The sequence below is a fragment of the Marinomonas sp. BSi20584 genome, from assembly GCF_002792415.1.
Taxonomy (GTDB): domain Bacteria; phylum Pseudomonadota; class Gammaproteobacteria; order Pseudomonadales; family Marinomonadaceae; genus Marinomonas; species Marinomonas polaris.
In genome coordinates this window covers 93081-118499 of the sequence record NZ_KZ454878.1, presented here as the reverse complement: position 1 = coordinate 118499, position 25419 = coordinate 93081, and the positions used below count along the sequence as shown (strand labels likewise).

24 protein-coding genes are annotated in these 25419 nt (G+C 37.2%); 3 read left to right on the top strand and 21 right to left on the bottom strand.

The annotated features are described in order from the left end of the window. Positions 1-117 precede the first annotated feature (117 nt). Positions 118-1737: a methyl-accepting chemotaxis protein gene (locus TY87_RS11190; RefSeq protein ID WP_100187140.1), complete on the bottom strand. Its 1620-nt coding sequence runs from the start codon at positions 1735-1737 to the stop codon at positions 118-120. A gap of 254 nt (positions 1738-1991) precedes the next feature. Beyond that, positions 1992-3155: an EAL domain-containing protein gene (locus TY87_RS11185; protein ID WP_100187139.1), complete on the bottom strand. Its 1164-nt coding sequence runs from the start codon at positions 3153-3155 to the stop codon at positions 1992-1994. A 162-nt stretch (positions 3156-3317) separates the two neighbouring features. On the opposite strand from TY87_RS11185, the gene TY87_RS11180 reads away from it, so the two are divergent. Continuing rightward, positions 3318-3716, top strand: coding sequence for a helix-turn-helix domain-containing protein (locus TY87_RS11180; RefSeq protein WP_072841039.1), 399 nt, complete (start codon positions 3318-3320; stop codon positions 3714-3716). A gap of 43 nt (positions 3717-3759) precedes the next feature. Here the strand turns inward: TY87_RS11180 and trhA are convergent, their stop codons facing one another. The 3 genes from trhA to TY87_RS11165 all read right to left on the bottom strand — a co-directional run bounded on the left by trhA (position 3760) and on the right by TY87_RS11165 (position 6554). Beyond that, the gene (gene trhA, locus TY87_RS11175; protein WP_100187138.1) at positions 3760-4419 is read right to left on the bottom strand and encodes a PAQR family membrane homeostasis protein TrhA; all 660 of its coding nucleotides are present in this window, start codon (positions 4417-4419) and stop codon (positions 3760-3762) included. Between the two features lie 108 nt (positions 4420-4527). Further along, entirely contained in the window at positions 4528-5622 is a 1095-nt protein-coding gene (locus TY87_RS11170) for an amidohydrolase family protein (RefSeq protein WP_100187137.1), read from the bottom strand. A gap of 167 nt (positions 5623-5789) precedes the next feature. Continuing rightward, entirely contained in the window at positions 5790-6554 is a 765-nt protein-coding gene (locus TY87_RS11165) for an undecaprenyl-diphosphate phosphatase (RefSeq protein ID WP_072841042.1), read from the bottom strand. A gap of 171 nt (positions 6555-6725) precedes the next feature. On the opposite strand from TY87_RS11165, the gene zntR reads away from it, so the two are divergent. Then, the gene (zntR, locus tag TY87_RS11160) at positions 6726-7160 is read left to right on the top strand and encodes a Zn(2+)-responsive transcriptional regulator (RefSeq protein ID WP_100187136.1); all 435 of its coding nucleotides are present in this window, start codon (positions 6726-6728) and stop codon (positions 7158-7160) included. On the opposite strand, the gene TY87_RS11155 is transcribed toward zntR, so the two are convergent. From TY87_RS11155 to TY87_RS11125, 7 genes are all read right to left on the bottom strand, one after another. After that, complete coding sequence (locus tag TY87_RS11155) at positions 7157-7564, bottom strand: LysR substrate-binding domain-containing protein (protein ID WP_157789893.1); 408 nt, start codon at positions 7562-7564, stop codon at positions 7157-7159. The two genes, zntR and TY87_RS11155, sit on opposite strands and share 4 nt — an antisense overlap. A gap of 72 nt (positions 7565-7636) precedes the next feature. Next, on the bottom strand, positions 7637-8425 hold the full coding sequence (locus TY87_RS11150) for a nucleoside-specific channel-forming Tsx family protein (protein WP_100187134.1): 789 nt from the start codon (positions 8423-8425) through the stop codon (positions 7637-7639). A gap of 306 nt (positions 8426-8731) precedes the next feature. Further along, positions 8732-9682, bottom strand: coding sequence for a GGDEF domain-containing protein (locus TY87_RS11145; protein WP_157789892.1), 951 nt, complete (start codon positions 9680-9682; stop codon positions 8732-8734). A gap of 185 nt (positions 9683-9867) precedes the next feature. Then, positions 9868-10434: a hypothetical protein gene (locus TY87_RS11140; RefSeq protein WP_100187132.1), complete on the bottom strand. Its 567-nt coding sequence runs from the start codon at positions 10432-10434 to the stop codon at positions 9868-9870. 197 nt (positions 10435-10631) lie between these two features. Next, positions 10632-12302, bottom strand: a complete 1671-nt coding sequence (locus tag TY87_RS11135) for a GGDEF domain-containing protein (protein ID WP_100187131.1) — start codon at positions 12300-12302, stop codon at positions 10632-10634. A gap of 146 nt (positions 12303-12448) precedes the next feature. After that, complete coding sequence (locus TY87_RS11130; RefSeq protein ID WP_100187130.1) at positions 12449-12814, bottom strand: chaperone modulator CbpM; 366 nt, start codon at positions 12812-12814, stop codon at positions 12449-12451. A gap of 3 nt (positions 12815-12817) precedes the next feature. Then, the gene (locus TY87_RS11125; protein ID WP_100187129.1) at positions 12818-13792 is read right to left on the bottom strand and encodes a DnaJ C-terminal domain-containing protein; all 975 of its coding nucleotides are present in this window, start codon (positions 13790-13792) and stop codon (positions 12818-12820) included. Positions 13793-14241: 449 nt separating this feature from the next. On the opposite strand from TY87_RS11125, the gene TY87_RS11120 reads away from it, so the two are divergent. Further along, positions 14242-14832, top strand: a complete 591-nt coding sequence (locus TY87_RS11120) for a LuxR C-terminal-related transcriptional regulator (RefSeq protein WP_100187128.1) — start codon at positions 14242-14244, stop codon at positions 14830-14832. Here the strand turns inward: TY87_RS11120 and TY87_RS11115 are convergent. The 9 genes from TY87_RS11115 to TY87_RS11075 all read right to left on the bottom strand — a co-directional run bounded on the left by TY87_RS11115 (position 14822) and on the right by TY87_RS11075 (position 25265). After that, positions 14822-15673: a hypothetical protein gene (locus tag TY87_RS11115; protein ID WP_100187127.1), complete on the bottom strand. Its 852-nt coding sequence runs from the start codon at positions 15671-15673 to the stop codon at positions 14822-14824. The genes TY87_RS11120 and TY87_RS11115 overlap by 11 nt on opposite strands. Continuing rightward, positions 15663-17972, bottom strand: coding sequence for a fimbria/pilus outer membrane usher protein (locus TY87_RS11110; RefSeq protein ID WP_232617113.1), 2310 nt, complete (start codon positions 17970-17972; stop codon positions 15663-15665). Before TY87_RS11110 ends, TY87_RS11115 begins: the two co-directional genes overlap by 11 nt. A 106-nt stretch (positions 17973-18078) precedes the next feature. Next, a complete protein-coding gene (locus tag TY87_RS11105) occupies positions 18079-18729 on the bottom strand; it encodes a fimbrial biogenesis chaperone (protein WP_100187188.1) in 651 nt (216 codons plus the stop codon). 77 nt (positions 18730-18806) lie between these two features. Further along, a complete protein-coding gene (locus TY87_RS11100) occupies positions 18807-19505 on the bottom strand; it encodes a fimbrial biogenesis chaperone (protein ID WP_100187125.1) in 699 nt (232 codons plus the stop codon). Positions 19506-19560: 55 nt separating this feature from the next. Continuing rightward, positions 19561-20043 carry a hypothetical protein gene (locus tag TY87_RS11095; protein ID WP_012071012.1) on the bottom strand — a complete coding sequence of 161 codons (483 nt, stop codon included), beginning with the start codon at positions 20041-20043 and terminating at the stop codon, positions 19561-19563. Between the two features lie 45 nt (positions 20044-20088). Further along, complete coding sequence (locus TY87_RS11090; protein WP_012071013.1) at positions 20089-20559, bottom strand: hypothetical protein; 471 nt, start codon at positions 20557-20559, stop codon at positions 20089-20091. Between the two features lie 593 nt (positions 20560-21152). Beyond that, positions 21153-22652, bottom strand: a complete 1500-nt coding sequence (locus TY87_RS11085; RefSeq protein ID WP_100187187.1) for a carbon starvation CstA family protein — start codon at positions 22650-22652, stop codon at positions 21153-21155. 168 nt (positions 22653-22820) lie between these two features. After that, positions 22821-23555, bottom strand: a complete 735-nt coding sequence (gene btsR / locus TY87_RS11080) for a two-component system response regulator BtsR (RefSeq protein ID WP_012071015.1) — start codon at positions 23553-23555, stop codon at positions 22821-22823. A gap of 39 nt (positions 23556-23594) precedes the next feature. Next, positions 23595-25265 carry a sensor histidine kinase gene (locus tag TY87_RS11075; protein WP_100187124.1) on the bottom strand — a complete coding sequence of 557 codons (1671 nt, stop codon included), beginning with the start codon at positions 25263-25265 and terminating at the stop codon, positions 23595-23597. Positions 25266-25419: the final 154 nt, after the last annotated feature.

The following is a 25419-nucleotide window of genomic DNA, read 5'->3' as shown; positions in this document are numbered from 1 at the left end:
CCTTATCACAAAAAACATGTATTTAATCTAGTTTGGAAGTTATTAATGGAATATAAACTTACCAAACTAGATCAACAATATATTTTAAATTAAACCTAAAAAACTAACAGTTAAAATTTATACCTTAAATTTAACCACTAATTCATTTAATTCAATGGCTAATCGAGTTAATTCTGCTGTACTTGCACTAGTTTGGTTTGCACCAACCACTGTTTGCGCAGCCAAATCACTGATCGTCGTGATGTTGCCATCAATTTCTTTCGCAACATTAGACTGCTCCTCTGCTGCACTAGCAATAACACGGTTACTATCACTAATCGCAATAATACGAGCGGTAATCTGCTCCAACGCCTTCGCCGCTTCAGCCGCAACCGTTTGAGCTTGATTGGTTTTTTGGCTCGTGCTTTCCATTGAAGACACGGCTTCATTTGCTGAAAGCTGAACTTGACGAACCATGGTTTCAATTTCACCAGTAGATTCTTGAGTTCGATGAGCAAGACTTCTTACTTCATCCGCCACTACCGCAAAACCTCGGCCTGCTTCACCGGCACGCGCTGCTTCGATTGCTGCGTTTAGAGCTAACAAGTTTGTCTGTTCTGCCACCGCACGAATCACGTCAAGAATCTGACCAATCGATGCAACTTGTTCAGCCAATTGGTTAATCACTCGGGTACTGGTCGTCATTTCTTTATTCATATCAAGAATAACGGCCGTCGTATCACCTACACGCGCTTTACCTTCGGCAGCCAACTTAGCCGAATCTGCTGAAGCCTCAGACGTTTGCTGCGCAGTTCGAGCCACCTCATCTACCGCAGAGCTCATCTGAGTAATAGCAGCTGCAGCTTGTTGGATTTCTTCATTTTGTAACATCAATCCATTCGACGAACTTTCCGTAACCGTATTTAATTCTTCTGCCGCTGATGCTAGCTGACTCGATGAATCACCAATGTGGATAATCGCTTCTCGTAGATTACCCTGCATCGCTTTTAATGCACTGGTTAAACGCGTTAATTCATCATTTCCTTGCGCAGTAATTAACTGCGTAAGATCTCCCTTAGCAATCACTTCTGCCGAAATAACAGCATCATTTAATGGTGCATTGATACTCTTTGATAGTGCTAAAGCAATAGTTATCGCCATAGCTACAGCTATGGCGATAACAACATTAATCAAAATAAAGCCTTCATCATATGATTTTTCAGAGTCCATACTGGCTTCATCTGCGCCTTTTTGATTGGCAACTACGATTTCTTTCAGTAGTCGCACCATACTATCAGCTGCATGATTCATATCTGGCACTAAAACCAATACAGCATCTTTATTTCCTTGCATTGATAAGGAAGAAACATCATCTTGCAATTTATAATAATTTAATTCTGCCTTTTTAAACTCTTCAAACAAGCCACGCTCACTATCTAAATAAATAGTCGCTTCATATTCTGATCGATATTTAGCAACTTCTTTTTTAATATTTTCAAGCGCAGCCAAGGTACTTTTTTTATCTTCTTCACTAGTATCATTCAGCAGTCTTAAGGTAAAAATCCTAACTCGCATCAAGTTACTATTAACATCGCCCAAGCTTGTAATCGCTGGCAAAATATTCGTTTCAATCATTTCTGAATTTGCTCGGATTTTCCCCATAGAAGAGATGGCAACACCTCCCAACAAAACCATCAAAAAAATAACACCCGAAAAAGCTAATAACAGGCGAGACCTAACACTTACATTCCGTAACATTTCTATTCCTCTTAAAATTTCCGTTTTAAAAGCACAACACATTAGAAACAACTAATGAACATTAAGTGCTAAAAGATTAAACAATTACTTTATTCAAATTAAACATATCAAGAAGAAAAAAATAAAAATGTGTAGATTTGTAAACACATAATAAAATAAATCAAATAGAAAACCCCATCAGATAAATAATGTATACTTTTGTAAAAGCGAAATTAATTTAAAATGAATGTTATTTCAATCAGTGATTTTCTAATTTATTCCACAGCATAAAACCAATGTTCTAGTTCAGATTTAGATAAAGGGGGAGAAAATATATAACCTTGAACAACCTCGTAACCCATATTTTTTAGACAAGACAGCTGCTGCTGAGTCTCAACACCTTCTGCTATCGCTACAGCACCTATTTTTTTACTAATAGAAAGCACTACTGCACTAAGCTCTTTAGAAAGCTTATTCGGTAAGTCACTAACAAAAGCTCTATCTAACTTCAATTGAGATACTGGAAACTTCAGAAGCCTTTTTAAATTAGAATATCCTGTACCAAAATCATCTAAGGAAATAATTACGCCAATTGAATGAAGATCATTAATTGCATCAATGAAAAGATCTGATGTCTTTATTTTCTTACTTTCTGTGACTTCAATCACCAAGCTAGAAGCCAAAAGACCAGTCTGATCAAGAAGGGCTTGAATCTCATTTTTTAGGCTAGGATAATTAAAACTGAGAGGGGAGAAATTAACAGCAATCATAGGAATATGAATTCCTCTATCTCGCCATGAAGCTAATTGTAGACATGATTGGCGTAATACCCATAAATCTAATTCAGCAATTAGCCCAAATTCTTCAGCAAGAGCAACGAAGCGATCAGGTGTAACACTTCCAAATTCATCGCTAGTCCATCTAGCTAAGACTTCCACTCCATAAAGACTGTTATCAACAGTATTTATCTGAGGTTGATAGTGCAGCTCTAACAGACTATTTTTCAAATCCGCACTTAACGCCTGAGCCATGCCATAAAATGGATGTGTTTTGCCCTGATCAAATTCTATATACTCGTCCTGGACAAACTCTACATGTTCGTCCTGGATAAGGAGGCTGTAATATTGTTGATTGAATAACTGAAACGCTTCTACCAGCACTTTCACTCTACGAGCTTCGGAGCCATTCGGCATAAATAGAAGCTTGATTTCCTTTCCAGCAATTTTTTTGAATTCACTAAAGCAAAATGTACGTTGATCGGCGTCTAGCCAGAAGCAATCTGACGGAAGAATATCCTCTCTGTGTAAGTCTAATCGAGCATGCTTTACCTTGTCATTACACGAAACAATCAGATCATTACTGTCTAACACAATAAAGCGACTATTCGTTTCTTGTAACTCCTGCCAATCACGCTCAGTATTCAAACTATCCGTTTTCACAAAAAAATCCTTCTACTGCATGCTTCGATTAACACAGATCACCATCAATTATTTGTCTTTTAGACACAAAGGTTCGTCAATATTGCCTATATGGCAAATAGTGTCAAGTGAATTGCCTCACAGGTTTTGCCACATAGGCAAAATTAAACAGATAATCTTGCCATGAACATTGGCCACGTTATTAAAATTTTGCGTATTCAACGTAAGATGACACAAGAACAAATTGCACTGGAGGCTGATATGGCTACCAGTAATGTTTCACGCATTGAAAAAGGCTTAAGGCAACCGTCCCAAAAAGTACTTCAAAAACTAGCTAAAGCACTCAATACCAAGCCATCTGTGCTCTATGCAGCCAGCGAACAGCCAATAACTAATATTTCGGATTTTTTAGAACAAGAAGGGAATGACGAAAAAAAAGAAGAGAACATTAACCAATTGCTGCTCAACCACGATACACAAGTGGCTCTAAAACTATTCAGCGAGCTGACACCAGACAATAAATCTTTGTTATTAGAGCAGTTAAAAACACTGCATAGATGGCAAACAAAACTAGGCCAATGAATATTTAAGAAAATCAAAAGAGCAGTAACTCAACTTTCTATTACTAAGCTCCATAATAAAAAATTGCAAAATAGTGACAAACCGTCCCACCTACAACAAATAAATGCCAAACAAAATGCCCATAGCGCAGACGCGAATCAATCACAAAAAACACCACTCCAAGCGTGTAAAGAACACCTCCCAACACCAACAGCAGCAAACCATTAGGCTCCATCAAGGAAACAAGCGGTTTAATTACGATAAGAATAAGCCAACCCAACACCACATAAAGTGTAGTAGATATAGCTGGATGGGAAGCTTTACCAAATGCCTTAAGACCAACACCAATAAGTGCTAACGTCCAAACAGCTGCAAGCAAAGACCATCCCCATGCGCCTTCCAAAACCCCCAACATAAAAGGTGTATAAGTCCCAGCGATCAATAAGTACACAGCAGAATGGTCAATCACCCGAAAAACGTATTTGGCTTTGCCTCTTGGCATCGCATGATAAAGCGTAGATGCCAAATACAGCAAAATCATAGTGCCGGAGAAAATACTTACCCCAACAACAAAACTCACATCAGCGTAGTCGATTGCACTCAGAATAAGGAATGGGGTACCGACAATAGCAGCCACCAGCCCCAAGCCATGACTGATGCTATTTGCCACTTCCTCACCTAATGACTGCCCTCGATTAGACACAGTCGAAATATACTTCCCCATACTCAAATCCTCCTAAATGCACTTTTAAAAGCATGGAACAAGTGGATCGATTTAACAATGAAAGACAGCGAATAAACTATGCAAACTGCAAGAACATATCAAATATCACTACTTGCTACATATCTGTGGTGCCTGATAATCGAGATTTAATAACTTAAAGTAATTTTCCCCCAAGGCAATATTACGAAAAGCGTTGTCATCTAGATATTGATGTATTCGACTCGTTACTTCCAGCTCCTGCTGATATACCTTAAAGCTATTATCTCGAAAGGCAACAAAGTCAGATCCTGGCAAAATTCGATCCGAATATTGATTTATGAAAGCAACATATTGAGGACGATAAGCAGATTTACTAAAGTAATAGTCCTCCAAAATTCGCCATGAAATATCCAGCATTAAATTGGGATACTGATCTAACAAACGAGACAAGATAGTAATATGCTCAGATGCCTTCATAGATTTTTGCTCATAAGACAAGCCCATGTGCGCCCAGACTATTTTATTCTCAGGGTAAAGTGCTAATGCTTGCTCCATTAAAGGCAAATACAAGGTAGGTGATGCATCGTTTCCGATATCTGAATGAATCGTAATTGGGTAATCTCTGGCTCTTAACTCCGCCATAAAACCAGCCCACTTAGTAATATCTTTCGGCGTTGCTGGCTTATGACGATTATTAAATTGGGCTTGTTTCACCAAATTAACTTCCCCCATCCAATGGAACATACCAGGGTATTCCTTTTCATAAAGCTTCATTAGCTCAATAGTCGGCTCTGGATTAGATAAATCAGTGAAGGTCATCGATAAAGTAAGATGAAGGTCGTCAGGTTTGTATTCCAGCATGTTTGCAGCATTAACGAAATCATTACGAGTCGTCGGAGAAACTGGTGTTCCAGGGCATTTTAGGTAATTAGAACAAGAAGAATTCGCAGGTAACATCTGCCCAATGCCATATACATTGGCAAAACGCACCGTGGTGCGAGACAAGTACTCATTTACCTCGTTAAAAGGAATCGCCCGACCATCAAAAGGTCGGTAATGTAAATGCGTATCCACAACAGAGGTGTAAGGCTCTGTCTCTCTGTCATAACAGGCAGATGTGCCTTTAAAGGAATCCAAAGAGCGATTTGCTGGCGTGTTATCAGAAGAAGCACAACCAGCCGCTAATAAAGAAGCCAAAATGGCGAAAGGAAAACAACAACGCATGACAAACATTCCCTATTAAATACATGATAAATGGCAGACAGCAAGAGACATTACAAAACATCCCTTTCTATGTGTAAACCACTATTCAATGTAAATCATGTTTCAATGTACGCTCTTGTATAGATTAAGAGACCTTTGCAAGATTTCACTCCTTAAAAAGGTCTTAACTAAGCGAGAAACAACAAAAGCCCGCCAAACAAAATACGATACCAGCCAAAAGCTACAAAGGTGAATTTTTCCAAAAACGCCATAAACAGCTTCATAACAACAAAAGCACTTAGAAAAGCCACCACAAAGCCGATCACCAAGGGCATCCATTGCTCGCCGGCAAATTCTTTGTAGTTTGAAAGCAAATCATAACCAGAAGCTGCCATCATCACAGGCAACGCCAATAAGAAAGAAAACTCAGCACTCGCTTTTCGGCTTAAGCCTACAAACAAAGCACCAACAATGGTTGAACCTGCGCGGCTAGTACCAGGAATAAGCGCAAATACTTGCGCAATACCAATCCACAGAGCTTGCTTGAAATTTAAGTTGTCCAAGTTATCGACACTAGGTGATTTATGTTTGATCCATCTCTCTGTCATCAGGAAAATCACACCACCAACAATAAACATGGTCGCCACCACAGAAACCGAAAACATGGCTTTTATTTGGTGACGAAACAAAAAACCAACCATAGCGACAGGTAAAAAAGCTACAAATACTTGGCACCACAAACGGAAATGTTTAAATGTAAAACGCTCTTTATAATTCGCGACAACCGCTAAAATCGCAGCCAGCTGAATAATCACTTCAAACGCTTTATTGCCTTCCGTCTGCTCCATTCCCAACCATTGACTGACAACAATCAGATGCCCTGTTGAAGAGATAGGTAAAAACTCTGTCGCTCCCTCTACCAATCCGAGAATGACACTATGTAGTACATCCATTAAAACCTACCTTCCACTATTTACAACACAATAAAATCAAATGCATAAAAAACTGCGCCAGCAATATAAAGCATCTTAGGTGAAAGAAAAATAAAAAATGATCAATAAGAAATCTTGACCTAGGATCTAAGTCTAAGGTTTATACTAGGAGGAAATAAATAGGAGCAATATATGTATCGCATTGGAGAACTCGCTAAAGCATGTGACATAAACAATGACACATTACGATTTTATGAAAAAAACGCCCTACTCAGCCCTTCAAGTCGATCTGAATCTGGCTACCGCCTTTACACAGAAAAAGACAAAGAAATTCTGCAATTTATTCTGCGCGCAAAAGGGGTCGGATTCACCCTTGCAGAAATCCGTGAACTGCTTTCTATTGAAGTAAACAAAGCTGATAACGCTTGTGCTGATGTAAAAATTCTTGTCGACACCAAACTTGCAGATGTGGAAAGAAAACTTGCAGAACTTACGCGCTTTCAAACTTCACTCAAACGCTTATCTGATGCCTGCTGCGGCGGAGAAGAAAGTGCCGAACATTGCACCATACTCGAAGCACTAGAATCTAATACAGACGATGTTCGACATGAGCATAATCACGATTAGACCAAGAACAAACGCCGCGATTCTTCATCAAAGCGCTTAAGTAAAAAATCAAGAGACACTCGGACTCTCGCTGGCATATAGCGATTACGATGATACAAAGCATGAACAGAGAACTCAGCAGATATCCATTCTGGCAATACAATTTGGAGACGCTTTTCTTGAAGATCCGCCGCCACATCCCAAATAGATTTTAAAGTAATTCCATGACCGTCAATTCCCCTTTGGCGAGCCACAGCGCTGTCATTTGCTACTTTAGTATGTTCCATAGAAACTTTAACGCTCTCTACTTCTTCACCATATTTGAATTGCCAATCATTTATTGGTCCATTGTCTGAGCTCAAGACAATACAGCAAAAAAGCTTTACCTTCATCAGTAAGCCGAAGGCTGCACGTTGTACACTCAAACAATCGAGACGTTTAAAAACCAACGATCAAAACTCATGATCGTTGGTTATTAAGAAGAAACGTTTTACTTTTTAGAACTTGTAAGTAGCAGAGATGTAATGAGAGAAGCCTGAAGATTTAAATCCAGATGAATCTTTAATACCATAAACATCTTTATAAATTTTCAAACCATAACCCAATGCATACTGCTTAGAATGCCAATACAAACCTTGAAACGTCGCTCCACCATCAGTAGCGGTTACATAATCACTATCCATACCAAACTGATAATCCACATAACCTTGATACGCTAAAAATGAACCACCATCAAAGTTCATAATAGGTTTAAACCAGTTTGCCGAAAACTGATAGCCATTCCAACCATTTCGACTACCAAAACTTTGATCATATAAAGCATATAAGTTCATACCTACTTTACCAAACCAAGGCATATCGACGTCCGCACCTAGACCTATAAAGGAATTATTTGTACCATTTTTACCTCCATCTAAACTAAACAGAGTTGATACATAAAGTTCTTGTACTGCACCAAACGACAGATCTTTTCCAGTCATACCATCTAATGAAAAACGAGGCGCTAACTTGAGGAACATCTTGTCATCGTCAGATTTATCATTACTATCGGTTGAGGTCACATTGAATATATCAAGGTACCCATATAGATCAACAACACCTGAACGACCGCCAAATTCCATTTCAAGATAATCATGATTTGATTCGCCTGGTAGCTCGTCAAATGCGTACATCAAATTGAATTGTCGCCAAGAATAATCATTTTTATGAATATCATCTGAATAATCTGCAGCAAATCCTGTGCTAGCAAGAAGCAAAGTAGAAAGACCTAAAAGTGTTTTACTCATCCGTTTCCCCTCAATCAATACTGTGTTTTCAATGTGAATAAAATATGACCTAATGGTCAGAATTATGCATATTACAGTTTTTTAAAGGTGACGCAATTCAATTTAAATATTGTTAAATATAAATTTAAATTGCACAAAAATGGGAAAAGTTGAGCTTTTATTGCACCAAAATGGAATATTAAAAAATAGTATAGAAGACAGCCCCTAAGACCTAAATATCGAAAATTATAAATATTTTATACATTTCAATGCGCAGTTTTAGTGCAACATTCTAAAGCTTTGATTTTTCTCGCTGGACCAGAAAAATCAAAATTCAAGATTATTATCGTGAAGTACGAGCTTATTACGACCTTGTTTTTTAGCAAGATAAAGAGCTTGATCTGCATATTGGTAGATTTGACTGAAGGTAGTTTGTCGCTCTCCTTCATGGTGGTAAAGACCTGTACTGAGTGTGATGTGAATCAAAGCACTATTGTTCACCTTGATCTTAGTTTGCTCAACTGTTTGGCGGATTTCCTCACAAATTTTTATCGCTTCATTTTGTGTCTTATCTAAAAACAGTATGCAGAATTCCTCTCCGCCAAGTCGAGCGACAAAACTAGGAGCAGAAATAGAGTGTTCAAGTATATTGGCGATCACTTTAAGCACTTCATCGCCCGCTGGGTGGCCATACAAATCGTTTATTTTTTTGAAAAAATCTAAATCTAAAATAGCAAAGCCAATTTTTTTTGGTCTATTAAGCAGAGCCGTTTGCGCCTTTTCAGTAATAAAACGTCGATTAGGTAATTGTGTCAAATGGTCTCTATTATTTTGTATGATCAGGATTTCTTTGTGTTGATAAAGACGAATCAACGCAAACAAAAGGGCCGAAACAACCACCAGTATTGTGGCAATCAACCCCCAAATTAAAAACGTAAGCTCAGTCTTTAGACGACGCTCCACATCGGAAGCAGTTTGAATCATATAGTGTAACCCATCATAGGTCAGAGCCAGATCCAACTCTAATTGTGTAAGTTGCTTTACTAGTATGTTTTTTGTACTTTTGTCTTGTTCGAATAACACAATCTGTTGATTTACTGTTGGCAAAATCATATTAACTTCGCTTAGCACTCCTATACTATCGGCATAAACAAAGTCCTCAATTGTACTGTCACGTATCTTTCTATCGATTAGAGGAGATCGATATTGGATTCGTAATATGACTTTTTTTAACCCTTTCACATCAAAAAATGGGCTATCTGTTTCTAAATAGTACAAAGAGCTCTTCAAAAGATGAACATCTTCTTGAGCCTGAGTGATATCAATAGCCAGAGCCGTAAAATTCGAACCAAGCAACTGCCTAGATTGCTGTTGAAAATAAGATACAGCCCAAATACAAAGGCTTAAAAATAGAATAAAAACTAGCCAGATTCTGACTTGTATTTGCTTAATGCTGGTTGTCATCATTGGATTAATATTTCGTTGAGTGCCCAAATCCAGTAGTTCTTACTTTCCGTAAGGTGTGAAGCAAGGCCAACATCAGATGGAATAATTAACAACAAGGGACCTAAATTATTAGGAGAAATAGGCAAACCATTTAAACGTGTCACCATTAGATACTGTTTTCGATCCCTATTTTCTTTTGTAATAAACACTTCGTAGCCATCTATAGCAATAAAGCGCAGCCTTGGCGCATCGTTTAAGCCGTATTGTTTCAACAAATCAATCAGCCAAACACCACTAAAGCGTCCTTGAGGACCATCAAAATGAACCATTTCAGAAGTTTCAAACATAGGCAATGACTCTATATCTGCCATAGAGATCAAGACTTCTTGGCCAGGCATTCCTAAAGTAAGCACAGGCGATATATCAGAAGATGGGGGAAAATCACTAGAATGGACTTCTACTGAATAAGCTGGGATGGTTAAAAACGAAGACAATACCAGTATCAAAAATTGCCGAATAGAACAGAAGTTGATGACTTTATAGGCTTTTGTTTTGAACAAGACACAACTCAAAAAAAATTTCATAAATCCCCTTCTGAGTTTGCATCACTTGATGACGATGTCATTGAACGAATGTATATAGTACTGTTTTTTTCATCCTTATCCTGTTTCGTATCGTAATTTTTTGTCTAGGTTTTTAAAGCATGAGTATCTAATGCAACTAGCGAGGAGCATTCCGATATAGCAATAAGACCTCTGGAACTTGTATAAAGACAACTCTGTTAAGCACCAACAACTACACGATTTCGACCTTGCTCTTTAGCTTTGTAGAGAGCGGCGTCGGCACGGTTAAGCACTTGCTCATAATGACTATCATCTATTTTATACATGGCGACACCAAAACTCGCCGTAACATAAAGTCCTTCGCTCATCTCTTCTTTTTCAAGTGCTTCGCGAATCATTTCGGCTATGTTTTTTGCTTCGTCAGCATTCATATTTGGTAACAACACAGTAAATTCCTCACCGCCAAATCGAGCGACAATACCTTTGTCTCCAACTTGCACGGTAAGCAATTTTGCGATTTTTTGCAGCACCAAATCTCCCACAGTGTGACCGAAAGAATCATTTACTCTTTTGAAATGGTCAGCATCTGTCATAATCACTGCAAAAGGACATTTTGACTCTTGTGCTTGGCGATACTCTTTATGCAACGCCTCATCTAAAGCCAAACGATTATAGATGTGTGTTAGTGGATCTTTACGAGCAATCGCTTCTAGAGACCGATTACTGGCTTCTAACTCTGCCGTTCTATTTTTTACTTTTGTCTCTAGCATGACATTCATCTGCATCAAAGACTGCTCTCTCATCAATAAAGAAGACATCATTTCCTGCAAAGAACGACTTAAGCTTGCCACTTCTATCAACTTACTATCCGATTGAAAAGTTACCTTTCTATCTCCCTGTTGAATACTCTTTGCTGTCAGCGCTAATCGCTCCAATGGACGACTTAATGTGCCCGCAAATTGATAGGCAAGCAGCATACAAAGCAATGTCGCAAACACACCAAAAAAAAGTAACAACTTATGAACTTCATTTACTGCTGACATAGCAATAGACAATGGCTGACGTACAACGATTTGCCAAGCAAGATCTGTTGATTCAGGAGAACGTACCGAAACTAAACTGGTTAGGTATTCTTTGTCATCCTGCCAAAGCAACGATTTAAATTGGCCATCTTTAGGCAGTGTTTTTGGTACTTCAATATCATTAGGAAAATGATAGTCTGGATATAAAACTCTGTGCTCATTATCGATAATAAAGATATCGATATTTTTTCGTTTCGAAGCATCGGTCAAAGAAGATAACAAAACCTCTTTAACCCAAGCCCAATCTGCATGAGTCGCGACTACGCCTTTCAACTCACCACTTTCACCTATTACAGGAGCGGCAAAATCGACAAAACGAATTGGCGAGCCATCCTTAGTCTTAGGCAGCAAGTTTTCAAGCAATAACGCTTTATGCACATTACCAATAAAAGGACCTGATCGACCACTAATGAACCAAGGTCGCTGACTGACATCTGCCTCTTTCAATACTCCATTACTTGACGCTAAAACCACTCCATCAACATTAGCAAAACCAATCCAAGCATAATCCTTGTAGGAGCTTTTAATTTGATCAATAGCGTACTGCAATCCGCTTAAGTCTTGAGTTTCATATAAGGAAGTACGCTTACTAAGCAGGACAACCTCACGTTCACGCTCCATTAAATTAGCCGACAACATATTTGAAATAGATTGACTAAGATTTACCAGAGATTCACCGCTGGCTGTTGCAAGTCGACTAGAAGTCAGTTGATAGAAAGAGGTAATCAGCACCAAACTTAGAGAAAGCAACAAACCGCCAGATAATAGAGTAATGCGTTTTCTAAAAGTATCGAAACCTCTTAACATGATTTGGTAGGCCTATTTATAATAGTGAAAAGTAAACAGCATATTTCACTATTATAGTAACAGTCCCTACTTTCACTTTATACGCATAATTAAAACCATCCCTAAGCATTCAAAACAATTGCTAATGCATACAGCAAAACGTAATTCTATGGCAATTGACGGCTAAGTATGACGATCCGTTGTTGCAACTCTTCAATTTCATCCATCAACTCAAGGCTTAAAGCCACACCTGATAGGTTTAATTCCAACCCATTCATCAGACGTTGCGCCCGCTGCAATCGAACTAATGCATGGCTATTAAAATACCAAATAGATTCCGTTGATTGCTCAATTGGTTCAACTGGTTCAACTGTTTCAACTGGTTCAACTGGTTCAACTGGTTCCACGATACCGTATTCGATCATTTCAATTATGATGTCTACGTGAATATCACATCGTTCACAGACCTCTTCTAGAGTAAATAACACATGCTCATGTTGAGATTCAATGACCACTATCTCTGATTTAGACATCCTCTACCTCTCGAATACGTGGCGTGGGTTAAACTCCGACTCACACTCAGATAATTGTTGATAAAGCGCTTCTGCTTTATTGCTGTGTACTTTTGGTAAACTCACTTGTAAGGTCACAACCTGATCACCAGTGACGTCACCAGCTTTACCAACCAACCCCTTGCCTTTTATACGGAGTTTATTACCACTGGACGCCCCTTTAGGAATTTTTAATTTCACTTTACCGCTAAGTGTCGGGGCTTCCACATTAGCCCCCAAAGCAGCTTCCCAACAAGTAATAGGCAAAGTAAGTAAAATATTTTTGCCATCAACCGCAAAGTAAGGATGCGGCGCGAATTCAATTTCAAGTAATAAGTCCCCTGCTTTTCCGTCGCCAATGCCCGCTTCGCCTTGCCCCGACAAACGAATATGCTGTCCCTGGATAACACCTGCAGGGATCTTTACATTTAAAGTTTTATCTCGCTGCCTTATAAAACCGTTTTGGTCTGGCTCGGAAACTCGCAAAGATAATTGTCGTTGACAACCAAGATGTGCTTCCTCCAAAAATAAAGCAATTTTATGATGTATATCGCGGCCTCGTTGATTGTTCGAGCGCTGGAAATCATCCGCTTGACGAAACCCTCCGCCTCCGCCACTCGCTCCAAAAATAGAATCGAAAAAGTCACTAAAATCTGCGTTACTACTTTGATTATGGGATCTTTGGCCTGCATGAGTTGATTGCCAATCAGGTGGTGGCTGGAAACCACCATCAGCTCGACGAGAACCTTGCTTACGCAACATATCGTATTCAGCACGCTTTTCTGGATCCTTTAAAACGGTATAGGCTTCGCCTACCTCTTTGAATTTCTGCTCAGCATTAGCTTCTTTACTGACATCGGGATGATATTTTCTAGCAAGTTTTCGATAACTTGCTTTTATCGCAGAAGCATCGGCATTTTCAGCGACACCCAGAATCTTATAATAATCTTTAAATTCCATGCAGCTTCACTTCCATCGTAATCGACCTCGCTTACAAGCTCGTTCGTTAAATGTATTTTTGTCTTCTATCATCATAGACTCTTTAACAGCAATAGCGGCTTAAATTTCAAAAAAAATTGATATAAATCTAGATATGCGAAGTAAAAATATAAGGAAAAGAAAAAATCCATAACATATAAATGAGAACTACAAACCAAAAAACTGATAATACTTATAGAAAAATAAGATAAATAAAATTACAAAACAACGTTTCATTTTTAAATTTACATCAAAAATATAAATCTTAAATAAAACCATCTTATTGCTAAAAATTGAAATCAATAAAAATTATAAATTTAATAGCTATCATTAATTTAAAATGAGGAAATATTAATTAAATTAATTATTGAAATATTAAAAGATTAAGAATATATTAAATAAGTATTTAAAATACCATAAAGGTAGAGATTATGGATGTTGAAATAGAAATCAATAAAAAAATCAACTACTTAGATCATAAAAAGCAAAGTCCTCTACTCTATGAAGCTGTCGATTACAATTTATTACTTGTGAATTATAAAACATTAAATGTAATTACCAACCATGAACTTTTAAGTCAGTTCATGCAGAAAAATGGACAGCAGGGGCTTGTTATTTTTGATGTACCTAAGAATGCAGATTTTTCTGATTTAAAATCATGGCCAAACTTGAAAGGTATATTTTTTGAATATGCAGATAAAACTCTTTTCGAACAAGGTTTTAAAGCAATCGAACAAGGTGAATTGTGGTTTCCAAGACCAATAACTGATTGCTGGACTCGACAAATGCTTGAAGAAGAGCAACACACCACATTACGAACAAATAATTTAACTAGAAAAGAAATAAAAGTATTAAAATTATTATACTCTGGTTTAGAATATACCGCCATTGCTGATAGCCTATTTATAAGTGAAGCAACCGTGCGTGTTCATTTACATAAAATCTATCAAAAAATTGAAGTTAAAAATAAGCAGCAAGCTAGGCTTTGGTGTAAATCGAATTTTAATAAAATCAATAGTTAAGAGGACTTATCTGAAATCTAAGAATATCTGTATATTCACCTGCAGCTTGATTTTTGAAGTCATCTAACTGCATTTTCAAACTTATAAAGAAATCATTTCTTTTGTTATAAGAAAAAACCCTGCTATAATTTTGTTTCAAATCCACCCATTCCCCATCTAAATTAATAAGATAGCCAACAGTATATCTAGTTTTATAAACATTGTGCCTTAACTCACCTCTATTCTCCGAAAGAACTGTCAATTTAACATCCGTATTCGTTATAACCTTAAAACTAGGCAACATGCTATATTCTTTTCTTGGTATTAATTCTCCCAAATAGACATTACTGCTATGTGAATTATAGCCAAGAATTGACATACTCGCACGGGCAATTATATCTTCCTGAATTTCAAAATATTTTTCATCTAGTAAAGCATCATTCTCATCAAACAATTTTATAATTAAATTATCTGTGTATACTCCAGCTTTAACTATTGTACCAACAGGAATAAACAAATTAATATCTGCTACAGAATCAATAAATATAAAGCGAGCTCTTGATGGAAAAATTAAGCTCTGACTATTATTTTTAATATGGTAATTAATAGACTGAAATTGTCCTTTTAATTGATATTGATTTTCTGTTGTTAGTATCATATAAGCATTACAGTTATTATCATTAACTAAATTTATGCGCAATTCTTTTCTTGCCGGACTCGGTTTTGATGAGTAATAACTTTCAAAGTCATCATATATATGTCTTATTTCTCCAATCTTTGCATCACATTGAGCAATAACATATTGAGGTAACATAAGAAAAATTATAAAGCTAAAAATGAGTCTTATCTTATTAATGCACATGAATTACCCCTTTCCTTTGTAACTGCTCATTTTCTTTAACATTGATAAAAAATTTAGACTGTCTATCGTTATTTAAGGTGATTTCATACTGACAGGGCATAAGACCAGTCAATGCAAATTTTCCTTTTTTATTGGTAAAAAAATCTATCTCTGTTTTTTTACTATCTGTAGTACAAACAGCTGTTCCAACTTGTAACGCTAATGGTACATCTTGCTCATCAAGCAACGTTGCAATAACAGAAATATTCGCTTCCGTACCTATTACGGCTTGATGTCCACTTCGGTAGGATGGATAAAAAGAAATAACACCAGATCCAATATCGTACCCTGGAGCTAAATCATTCACATCAACACTTACTGTTGAACGGCTATATGAATTAATATCATTTAGCAATATGGTGGAAAAATCTTCATTACTTGCTCGATACTGATTATCGTATTTTCCTAAAGTAATTTTTTTACCTTCTAGGCTTGAGTGGGCTTTAACTAAAGCAAAGCTATCATATATAGGTTTGCCTACCGCCCAATCGCCTCCGGCAAAAGCAATGCTAGAAGAAAAACTAAAGCGAGTTTGATAGTCGGCTGATTGCGAATTAAGTTCCTGATAGGAACTAGTGTGATCAACACTAGTTAAAAAACGATTCGCATTATATTGTGCATACAGATCAAATTCGGCTTCATCTTGATCATTTTTTTCCGCTCCAACTCGGTAATTGAATGAATCCACATAACGACGATTACTGTCTTGCGTGAATTCTAGACGTGTTTTTTTTCCGCCAGATTGTTGAGAAAGTCTTGCACTTTGAGTATTTGAGAATTTATATAATAAAGAGAGTTTTGCCCGCCAACCCTCTTTGCCACTATTTTCCTCCCATTGTCCGCCAAAATTATATCGCCATTGACCATTATCAAAATCGTGGGAAAAGCTAGCACCTATCGTTTTATCAACACCTTCTTCTCCATATGTTGTAGAAGCATTAACAAATAAATAAGTTTGAAAATTAGGGGTATTAAAATAACTATAATTTGCTTGAAAAATATGTTCTCGCCGGTGAAAATCGTTGTTTTGGTCAGGCCTATAACCTAATGACAAATAATCCTGACTAGAATGTTCATAACCCACACTAAAACTTCTATGCTCAATGCTGGGATCGGTAAAAGTGTTAAATACAATTCGATAAGTACTACCATTTAGCTCATCACTAATACTCCACGAATTTTCAAATGCAAACTGACCAATCTTTGTCGCTACAATATTTTTAAATCCAACTTGTTGTACGTATTCATCAGCTTGAGCATTCATACCAGCGGTCCATGCAGTCGTGATTCCATAATCAAGATAGCCACTTATAAGAGGATCGTCATAGTTATATTTTTTTTCTTCGCTTACTTCTGAAGGGACGCCAAAAAAAAGTTCATATTTCAAATCATCCTCAGCAAATAAATTTAGTCCTGTGGTCACATCAAAGTTAATGATACTAACCTTGCCTACATTATCCGTAATTCTTAAAATAATATTGTTATTACCTTCCTTAATTGGAATATCATCTAGAAGGTATATTCCAGAATCTAAATTCAACCGTTGTATTACTTGATCATCTAAAATAACCTCAACTGATGATGGATTATCTAAAGTAAAACTCCTTGAAGCACTTGGACGAACAACATCATCTGAAACAAGAGAATAATTATGAGATAAGGCGACACCAAAAATGCTCGATGAGGATTGAAAATAGCTACCTGTTGTATTTTTATCCCCTAGTGTTACTCTCAGCCCACTGTCAGGAATATCATGGACTAAGCGAGTACCTAGTCTTTTAAAAATTGGACCATTTTCACTTTTTTCAGAATCATATTCAGCTTCATTTTCTAAAACCCATTTTTTGATATTCACAACCATTTCGGTACGAATGGCTGACTGTTCATTATTTCCAGTAGAAGAGAAGCCATCTTGATAAAAATAGCTTGAATACACATTCATATAGCCACTAAAATTAGATTCATGTAACGGATCAAGTGGTCTTGCATTTAACTTAAGACTTAAAAATTGTGGTTTTATTAAGTTAGACGGAACAGAAATTTCTAGACTAAAATCACTCAAATCAAAAACAAAGGCTAATCCATAGATTTCAAGTTCTTTTGTAGAAATCAATTGATTCTGAACATTTTTAGAGATTTCTACGAGACTTTCAGAATACAAAAAACGTTCAAAAATTGCTTCAACCTCATTCCAATGTAGTAGTAGACTATCTTCTGGCGTGACAGTTAGTGTTAATTTTCCGATCGCATTTTTATTCATCTCAGCCTCCACACTTAATTCAATATTACGTTTTGTTGGATTGATTTTTGAGTGCGCTGGCAACGTAATAAGTACTAAAAAACACACAAAAATCAAATGTCGCATTTTATTTAAATAACTCTATATGCAATTTTTTTGAATTTGAATTAGCAACAAAAAAATCAAGAGGAACCCTAATAAAAGCTGAGCTTAAAGGAGGAAAAAAAACATCATACCCTTGTGATTTTAATTGATCTTTATAATACATCTCTCTTTTCACTCCATTATAAAATATTGACATATCATAATCACTTAACCGAGAGGCTCCATCACCATTATTAACGACTTTTGCTACTATAGAGTCCTGATCTAAAGTAATATTTTCAATATTCAGGTTTGGAAGCATCTGTAATTGATCAATATGCACAATGAGATTAATATTGAGTAAAACAGTTAGCTTTGATTGCTTTTCTTCTGGTTCATTTTTCACCGACTGCTCGATCAAACTGACTTGATATGTTTTATCAGTTTTCGGCACAGCCTCGCCCAACCAACGAAATTGAATCCGCTGATTTTTACCTGATTTCAAATATAATAGCGGAGGAAAAACCCATAAAGGAGAATCTTCCAAAGGTATGAGACTCGGCTCTGATAGACCTAAAGGGTCAAATCTAACTTCATAAACTTGAATTTCAAATGCCACATCTCTAGAAAGATCGTTGTATATTGTGCTAGAAGGAATTTGTGATGTTTCAAATGGTGAAAATGTAATTACCATTGGAGCAACTTCTATAGCATAAATGGGTGATATCATGGATAAAGATATAAATAGAAAAACCTTTATAAAATTACACATTATAAGATCACTTCCAGATCACTTTTTTTCGCATTAAATTTCGAAGGAATTTTTATAAATACCTTACGACTAGAATTTGGTAACAAAAACTTCCCATCTAATGCTCGACTTAAATCTTGCCCCTCCAACTTATAAACTTGACCTTTATTTTTAACTATCCATTTCGCCTGAGAAAGACGAATAAATTTATTACCTTTATTTTCTAAGAATACACTCCATGTTTCTTTATCTACTTGCTCTTTATTTTTTATTACTAAATTAGATTTGGCATTATTTGGGACAACATTAAGTAATGTTTTAAAGCTAAGCGCCATACCTATACCTGATCCATCTATTTCACCAAGGTCAACGGTAACTTGGTTGATCGCAATTCGATAAGACTTAGACTCTGATAAAACTGGCTCCCCTATGTACCTTATAATTACAGACTGAGTCTTTCCTGGTGGAATAATAGTTGTCAAAGGTATAATCAAAAAATCATCATCATTTGGACGAAGTTCTTCTTTTCCATTTTTATTCACTAATAAATCTAGTGCAAATATCTCTACTGTTAAAGATTTATCTGAATTATTCAAAACACGTATAGTTTGCTGAGACTGACTTCCTGTAGGTTGTATTTCAGATACCATAGGCTGTACCTGAAAAGCGAATATAGGAAGAGAACTAAAAATAAAAAGAAAAAATATAATATATCGCATAATCTTTTTCCTAATTAAAAAAAGGCAGTAATATACTGCCTTTTTTTGTTTTTTCTTAGTTAGCTGTGATTGATAACATTAGTTGATCTGTATAATTACCAGCGAAGGTTGGAGTCTGGGTAACAGTCATAAAAATGTTACCTGAGTTATAACCTGCCGCCAAAGCTGCTGAGCCATTTTTACTTTGTGATTCTTTCAAATCATTCACACCAGTAGTTGCATTCAAAGTGAAGTCATATGGACCTGCTTTAAACTGCGCAGTGTAACCAACACCAGTACCATCTTGGCCATCGACAGTTTGCATATGACCTTCAGACGATGTGAGAGTAACCGTTGCTCCATCGTAGTCATTGCATTTCAAACTAGTAATTGGAAGCTGAAACGTCGCACCTTGTGTTAGTTGAGAGAAATGCACTGACGTAGCTGAGGTAGCTACTTCACAAACTGAAGGGACTGAACCGCCCACATCAAGATTGCCTGCTAACACTGCGCCAGATGACAAAGTTGCAATTGCTGATAATACGATTAACTTTTTCATTGTAATATTCCTTCAATAATGTGGATTAGATTTAAAAATTAATGTCTACCAAACTCCACCAGAAACAGCAGATGGAGTCATTTCTATGCGAATTACATCCTGATAATCTCCCGCATAAGTTAATGGCTCAACCAGTTCAAGTTGTAACTTTGCCATGCTTTTAAATAAAATATCTCCAACGTTTATATACTGTGTCGTTTTAAGAAGATGAGAAGAATAAGTTTCACTTTTTCCCAAATTTTCAATAGACCAAGTAACGTTATAGCTATTTATTTGAGTACTATGCTGGTAACTTAAGCCACCATTTTCGGACTGCATTGATACTCGCATAGGTGAATTACAATCAATCACCAATTCGGTACTAGCGTAACCTTTAGATGATATTGTTAGATTATTATTTAATGCGGTGAATTCACACTTCGAAGGAATATAACCGACCAAAGTCAAGTTAACGTCACTGCTACAAAAAGCGTCAAACGTACAAGCAAATAATAAGTACCCAACTCGTTTTATCATCTTTTCTTTTTCCTTGGGTTATCTCGCTAACACAACCAAGATCCTAGATAAAAAAAACCGTTTAGTTAGTTTCTATTTGCTTATCAAGGTTGCATTCATTCGTTTATCCGCTTTGAAGACGCATACATTTTAAGTAAACACTCAATCTAATTTGCGATTTTAAAAATAAACTTCACCATCTAAAAACAATAAAATTCCTATTAAATCTAACGACTTACAAAAAATTTACTTTTTATTACAGAAGTAAACACCTGATAAACAAAATCTCACAAAAAGGATTAACTGCTTCTAAAAAATAATTAAACATTACTAAAAAATAACTTAAGGTAAATATTTCTTAAGATCTTATGACAAAACACTGACAGTTAGTCTCTACCTAGCTGTGCCTCAATAGCCATGAATAAAAAATGGAAAGCCACTCATGTAGAAAAGAACAACACTAGAAACTATTTTATGATCAATACAGCTCAATTCTTCTATCTTATTCAGACTTGTATCCGTATTGTGTCGACGATGAAAAAATGCAGGCATAAAAAAAGGCTAATTGAGTTTCCCCAATTAACCTTTTTTTATCTGAATAGAAAAAGTGTTTTCTACACTATTTTTGCTTTTGTTGGCTTGATGTTTAACTTGTCTTCTTCAATCTGGTCTAACTCGGGGTCACCTTTCCCTTTCGAGATTTTGATCACATAACCAGTCACTAATAACATCACAACGATGCCAATGATAGTTGATAGTTGCATTGGCAAACCAAAGCCTAATGTACTGTTATTCAGGATAAATGTTGTACATACCGCCGTCATAAACATCGCAGGAATAGTCGAAATCCAATGCAATTTATTGAAACGTAATAAGTATGCAGAAGCCGTCCACAACATCATCACAGCAGTCATTTGATTAGCAAAACCGAAATAACGCCAAATCACTGCAAAATCGACTTGAGTCAACACGCCACCAACTATGAATAAAGGCATAGCCATCAACAAACGACTTTTCAGTGTTTTTTGTTCCATATTGAAGTATTCAGCCAAAATCAAACGACTAGAACGAAATGCTGTATCACCAGAAGTGATTGGCAAAATAACTACGCCTAAGAAAGCAATGATACCGCCAAAAGTCCCAAGTAAACCAAAGGACGATGTGTACACCACATTGCCAGGACCGCCGTCAGCAACAGCGTCACCCAAAGATCCCATAGAACCAAAAAATGACAAGGCAATCGCACACCAAATTAAAGCAATCACACCTTCACCTATCATGGCACCAAAGAAGACGAAGCGTCCGTTTCTTTCATTCTCTAAACAGCGTGCCATTAATGGTGATTGAGTGGCATGAAAACCAGACACAGCACCGCAAGCAATAGTAATAAACAACGCAGGCCAAAGAGGTAAATTGTTTGGATTCATGTTAGTGAACATATCGCTAAACTGATAATCCGCTAAAATAGAATGTCCAGAAGAGAGCCCAATCGCCCCGATCAAACCAACAGACATGAAAATCAATAGCGCACCAAAGAAAGGATAAAAACGGCCTATAATTTTATCGATCGGTACAATCGTGGCTAAAATATAATAAGCGAAAATGATCGCGACCATAGCTCCCATAGAAACCGTAGTGCTTGTTTGTTCATTCACTAAATTAGTAATCATGCTGGCTGGAGCGGATACAAATACCACACCAACAAGCAGTAACAGCACAATTGCAAACACATTCATAAAATGTTTTGCACCTTTCCCCAAATAACGACCAGTAATAGATGGGACAGAAGCACCACCATTACGAATAGAAAGCATTCCTGAGAAATAATCATGAACAGCGCCGGCAAAGATACAACCTAAAACAATCCAGAGCATTGCTGCAGGACCATATAAAGCCCCCATGATAGGGCCAAAAATTGGTCCTACACCAGCAATGTTCAATAGCTGTACTAAGTAGATTTTTTTCTTAGACATTGGCACGTAATCCACACCGTCACGCTTAGAAAAAGCAGGCGTAGTACGATTTTCTTTGATACCGAATACTTTCTCGACAAAAGTACCGTAAATGAAGTAACCCGCAATAAGCGCAGCTACACAGAAAAGAAACATCATCATATTATTATTTTCCCATTCAATGATTGTTTTTATAAGTGTGGTCACGAAGATAAATGCACTTCCAAAAACAAGCATCTGAGCTTTCACTCAGTGGCAAAATATCAAGTTAAGAGGTCATAGGGAGAATTGAACGGTATTCACGATGAGTAAATGGTTATGGTCACGCCTCTAGTAGATACCAAGCATTTGCTTCAATAGCTTCAAATAACGACGGCTAACTGGCGCGATACTTCCACTGAGAGTAACCACTTCAGCAAGCCCATTATCGAGCAATTGAATCTCTTTTATCGCCTTGGCATTGATAAGATATTGGCGGTGACAACGCAGTAATTCGGTCTTTTCTTCTAATGTTTTCAAGGTAAGCTGGCTGCTTGCCGTCTGTTGCGCCGTTTTAACATGAACACCAGAAAGATCACTGTAAGCCATTTCGATATCGTGTAGAGGAATAATCATGATTCGATTATGTCCAATACAAGGCACTTGCTGAAGCTGCGTTGGCATTAGAGCATCAATTTGTGCCTGAGTATGGGGGGCTTCTAGATTATGCCTAACTTTTAACAGCCTATTAAGGCTTTTATGAAGGCGCTTGGGATCCACTGGTTTAAGCAAGTAGTCAAACGCATTATCTTCAAACGCCTGAACAGCGTATTGGTCAAAGGCCGTAACAAAAACCACATGAGGCATGGTTTCAGGGTCAAGCATACCGATAAGCTCAATACCACTAAGCTGCGGCATTTGAATGTCCAAAAAGACGACTTCCGGCTTTAGAGTATTAATAAGCTTAAGCCCTTCGATAGCATTACTAGCTTGAGCAATAACCTCTACTTCTCCCGATTCCTGAAGTAATTCGGTCAGCTCTTCTCGTGCAAAAAGCTCATCATCTATTACGATTGCCGTTAACATAACTATATTTTCTCGACTGTTATTGGTTATATCCGATATCTACTCGATGACTGGAATTAGAAAACGCATTCTTGTCCATTGCCCTTCATCACACTCTGTTTTCAATTCCGCCGCATCACCAAAATAATGCGTAAGACGCTTAGCCACAATATCCATACCTAAGCCGGTATCATCAGCAGGTATTGGTACAAATCGCCCGGCATTGTCCTCAACAAATATGTCATAACCTAATGCATTTCGTTGACTATATATTCGAATTCGTCCGCCTTCTAATAGGGTGCTAATGCCATGTTTGATTGCATTTTCAACAAGAGGTTGCAGTGTAAAACTAGGCAACATTCTATTCAGTAATTCATCATGAATATCAATTTCTACCTCAAGTCGATCGGTGAAACGCGCTTTCTCAATTGTCAGATATGCATTCACATGGGCAAGCTCATCTTTAAACATTACTGTCTCGATATTTTGTTTAAGATTGCTCCTAAAGAAATGCGAAAGATGCTGAATGAGTTCCCGCGCCTTATTAGGGTCTCGACGAATAACCGCACTAATGGTATTCAGCGCATTAAATAAAAAGTGAGGATTGACTTGCGCTTGCAACAACTTGATTTCTGCTTGAGTTAACAGTGTTTGCTGCTGCTGAAAGTCACCATATAAAATTTGGCTCGATAATAATTGCCCGATGCCCTCTCCCATAGAGCGATTAATATTGGACAACAGCTTGCGCTTTGGTTCATAGAGCTTAATGGTACCGACAACTTTTTTACCAGCCCGCAAGGGAATAACAAGAACCGAACCAAGTTTACAGCTGTCTGAAATAGAACATCGATATGGCGACTCACTACCACCTAAATACACTACCCGATTCTCTTCCATGGCTTGTAAGGTATATTTAGAAGAAATGGGAGTATTGGGCTTATGGTGGTCTTCTCCAATGCCGATAAACGCCAACGTTTTTTCGTTATCTGTTACCGCTACCGCACCAACATTGGTTTCTTCATAAATAATACGTGCAATTTTTTCAGCACTGCTCGCATCAAAGCCAGAACTCCATAACCCAACGCTACGTTCCGCAATCGTTAAAGCCCGTTGTGAAAAAACCGCAGAATAGCGCTCAAAAATAGTTTTCTTATCTTGAAGAATACTAACAAACAACGCGGCACCAATGCAGTTGGCAATTATCATTGGCATAGCGATCTCAGACACTAACGCATAGGCTTGATCAAACGGTTTAGCAACGGCAACAATAATAAGCATCTGACTAACTTCCGCCACAAAAGTCACCGCGAGAACAACCAAAGGGTTAAATAACTGATCAGATTTATCTTTTCGCACAAAATACAGATGCATTAAGCCACCAATTACCCCCTCTGCGGTGGTAGAAATTGCACAAGCAACATCGGTAAAACCGCCCAAACTGTAACGGTGCATACCACCCGTTAAGCCAACAGCAAAACCAACAACAGGGCCACCAAGTAAGCCACCGATCACAGCTCCAATCGCACGTGTATTAGCAATAGCATCATTAATAGCTAGCCCAAAGTATGTCCCCATAATGCAGAACAATGAAAATAAGACGTAACAACTAAATTTATGAGATCGCTGCGAGGAAACATTCAGCAAAGGTAGAAAAATCGGAGTCTTACTCAACATGTAAGCCAAGACAAGATACACACTCATCTGCTGCAACAACGAAAGAATTAAATGCATAAAACGATACTTTTAAAAACGAAGACATCAAGAAAATAGAGACTCAATTTACCCGTCTCCCCCTATCGGAACAAGAAAAGAGTCTGCGACAAAGCCAACAATGCATAACAAATTCTCTATCTTTTGAGATTTAGTCCTTTAAAAAACCGATTTG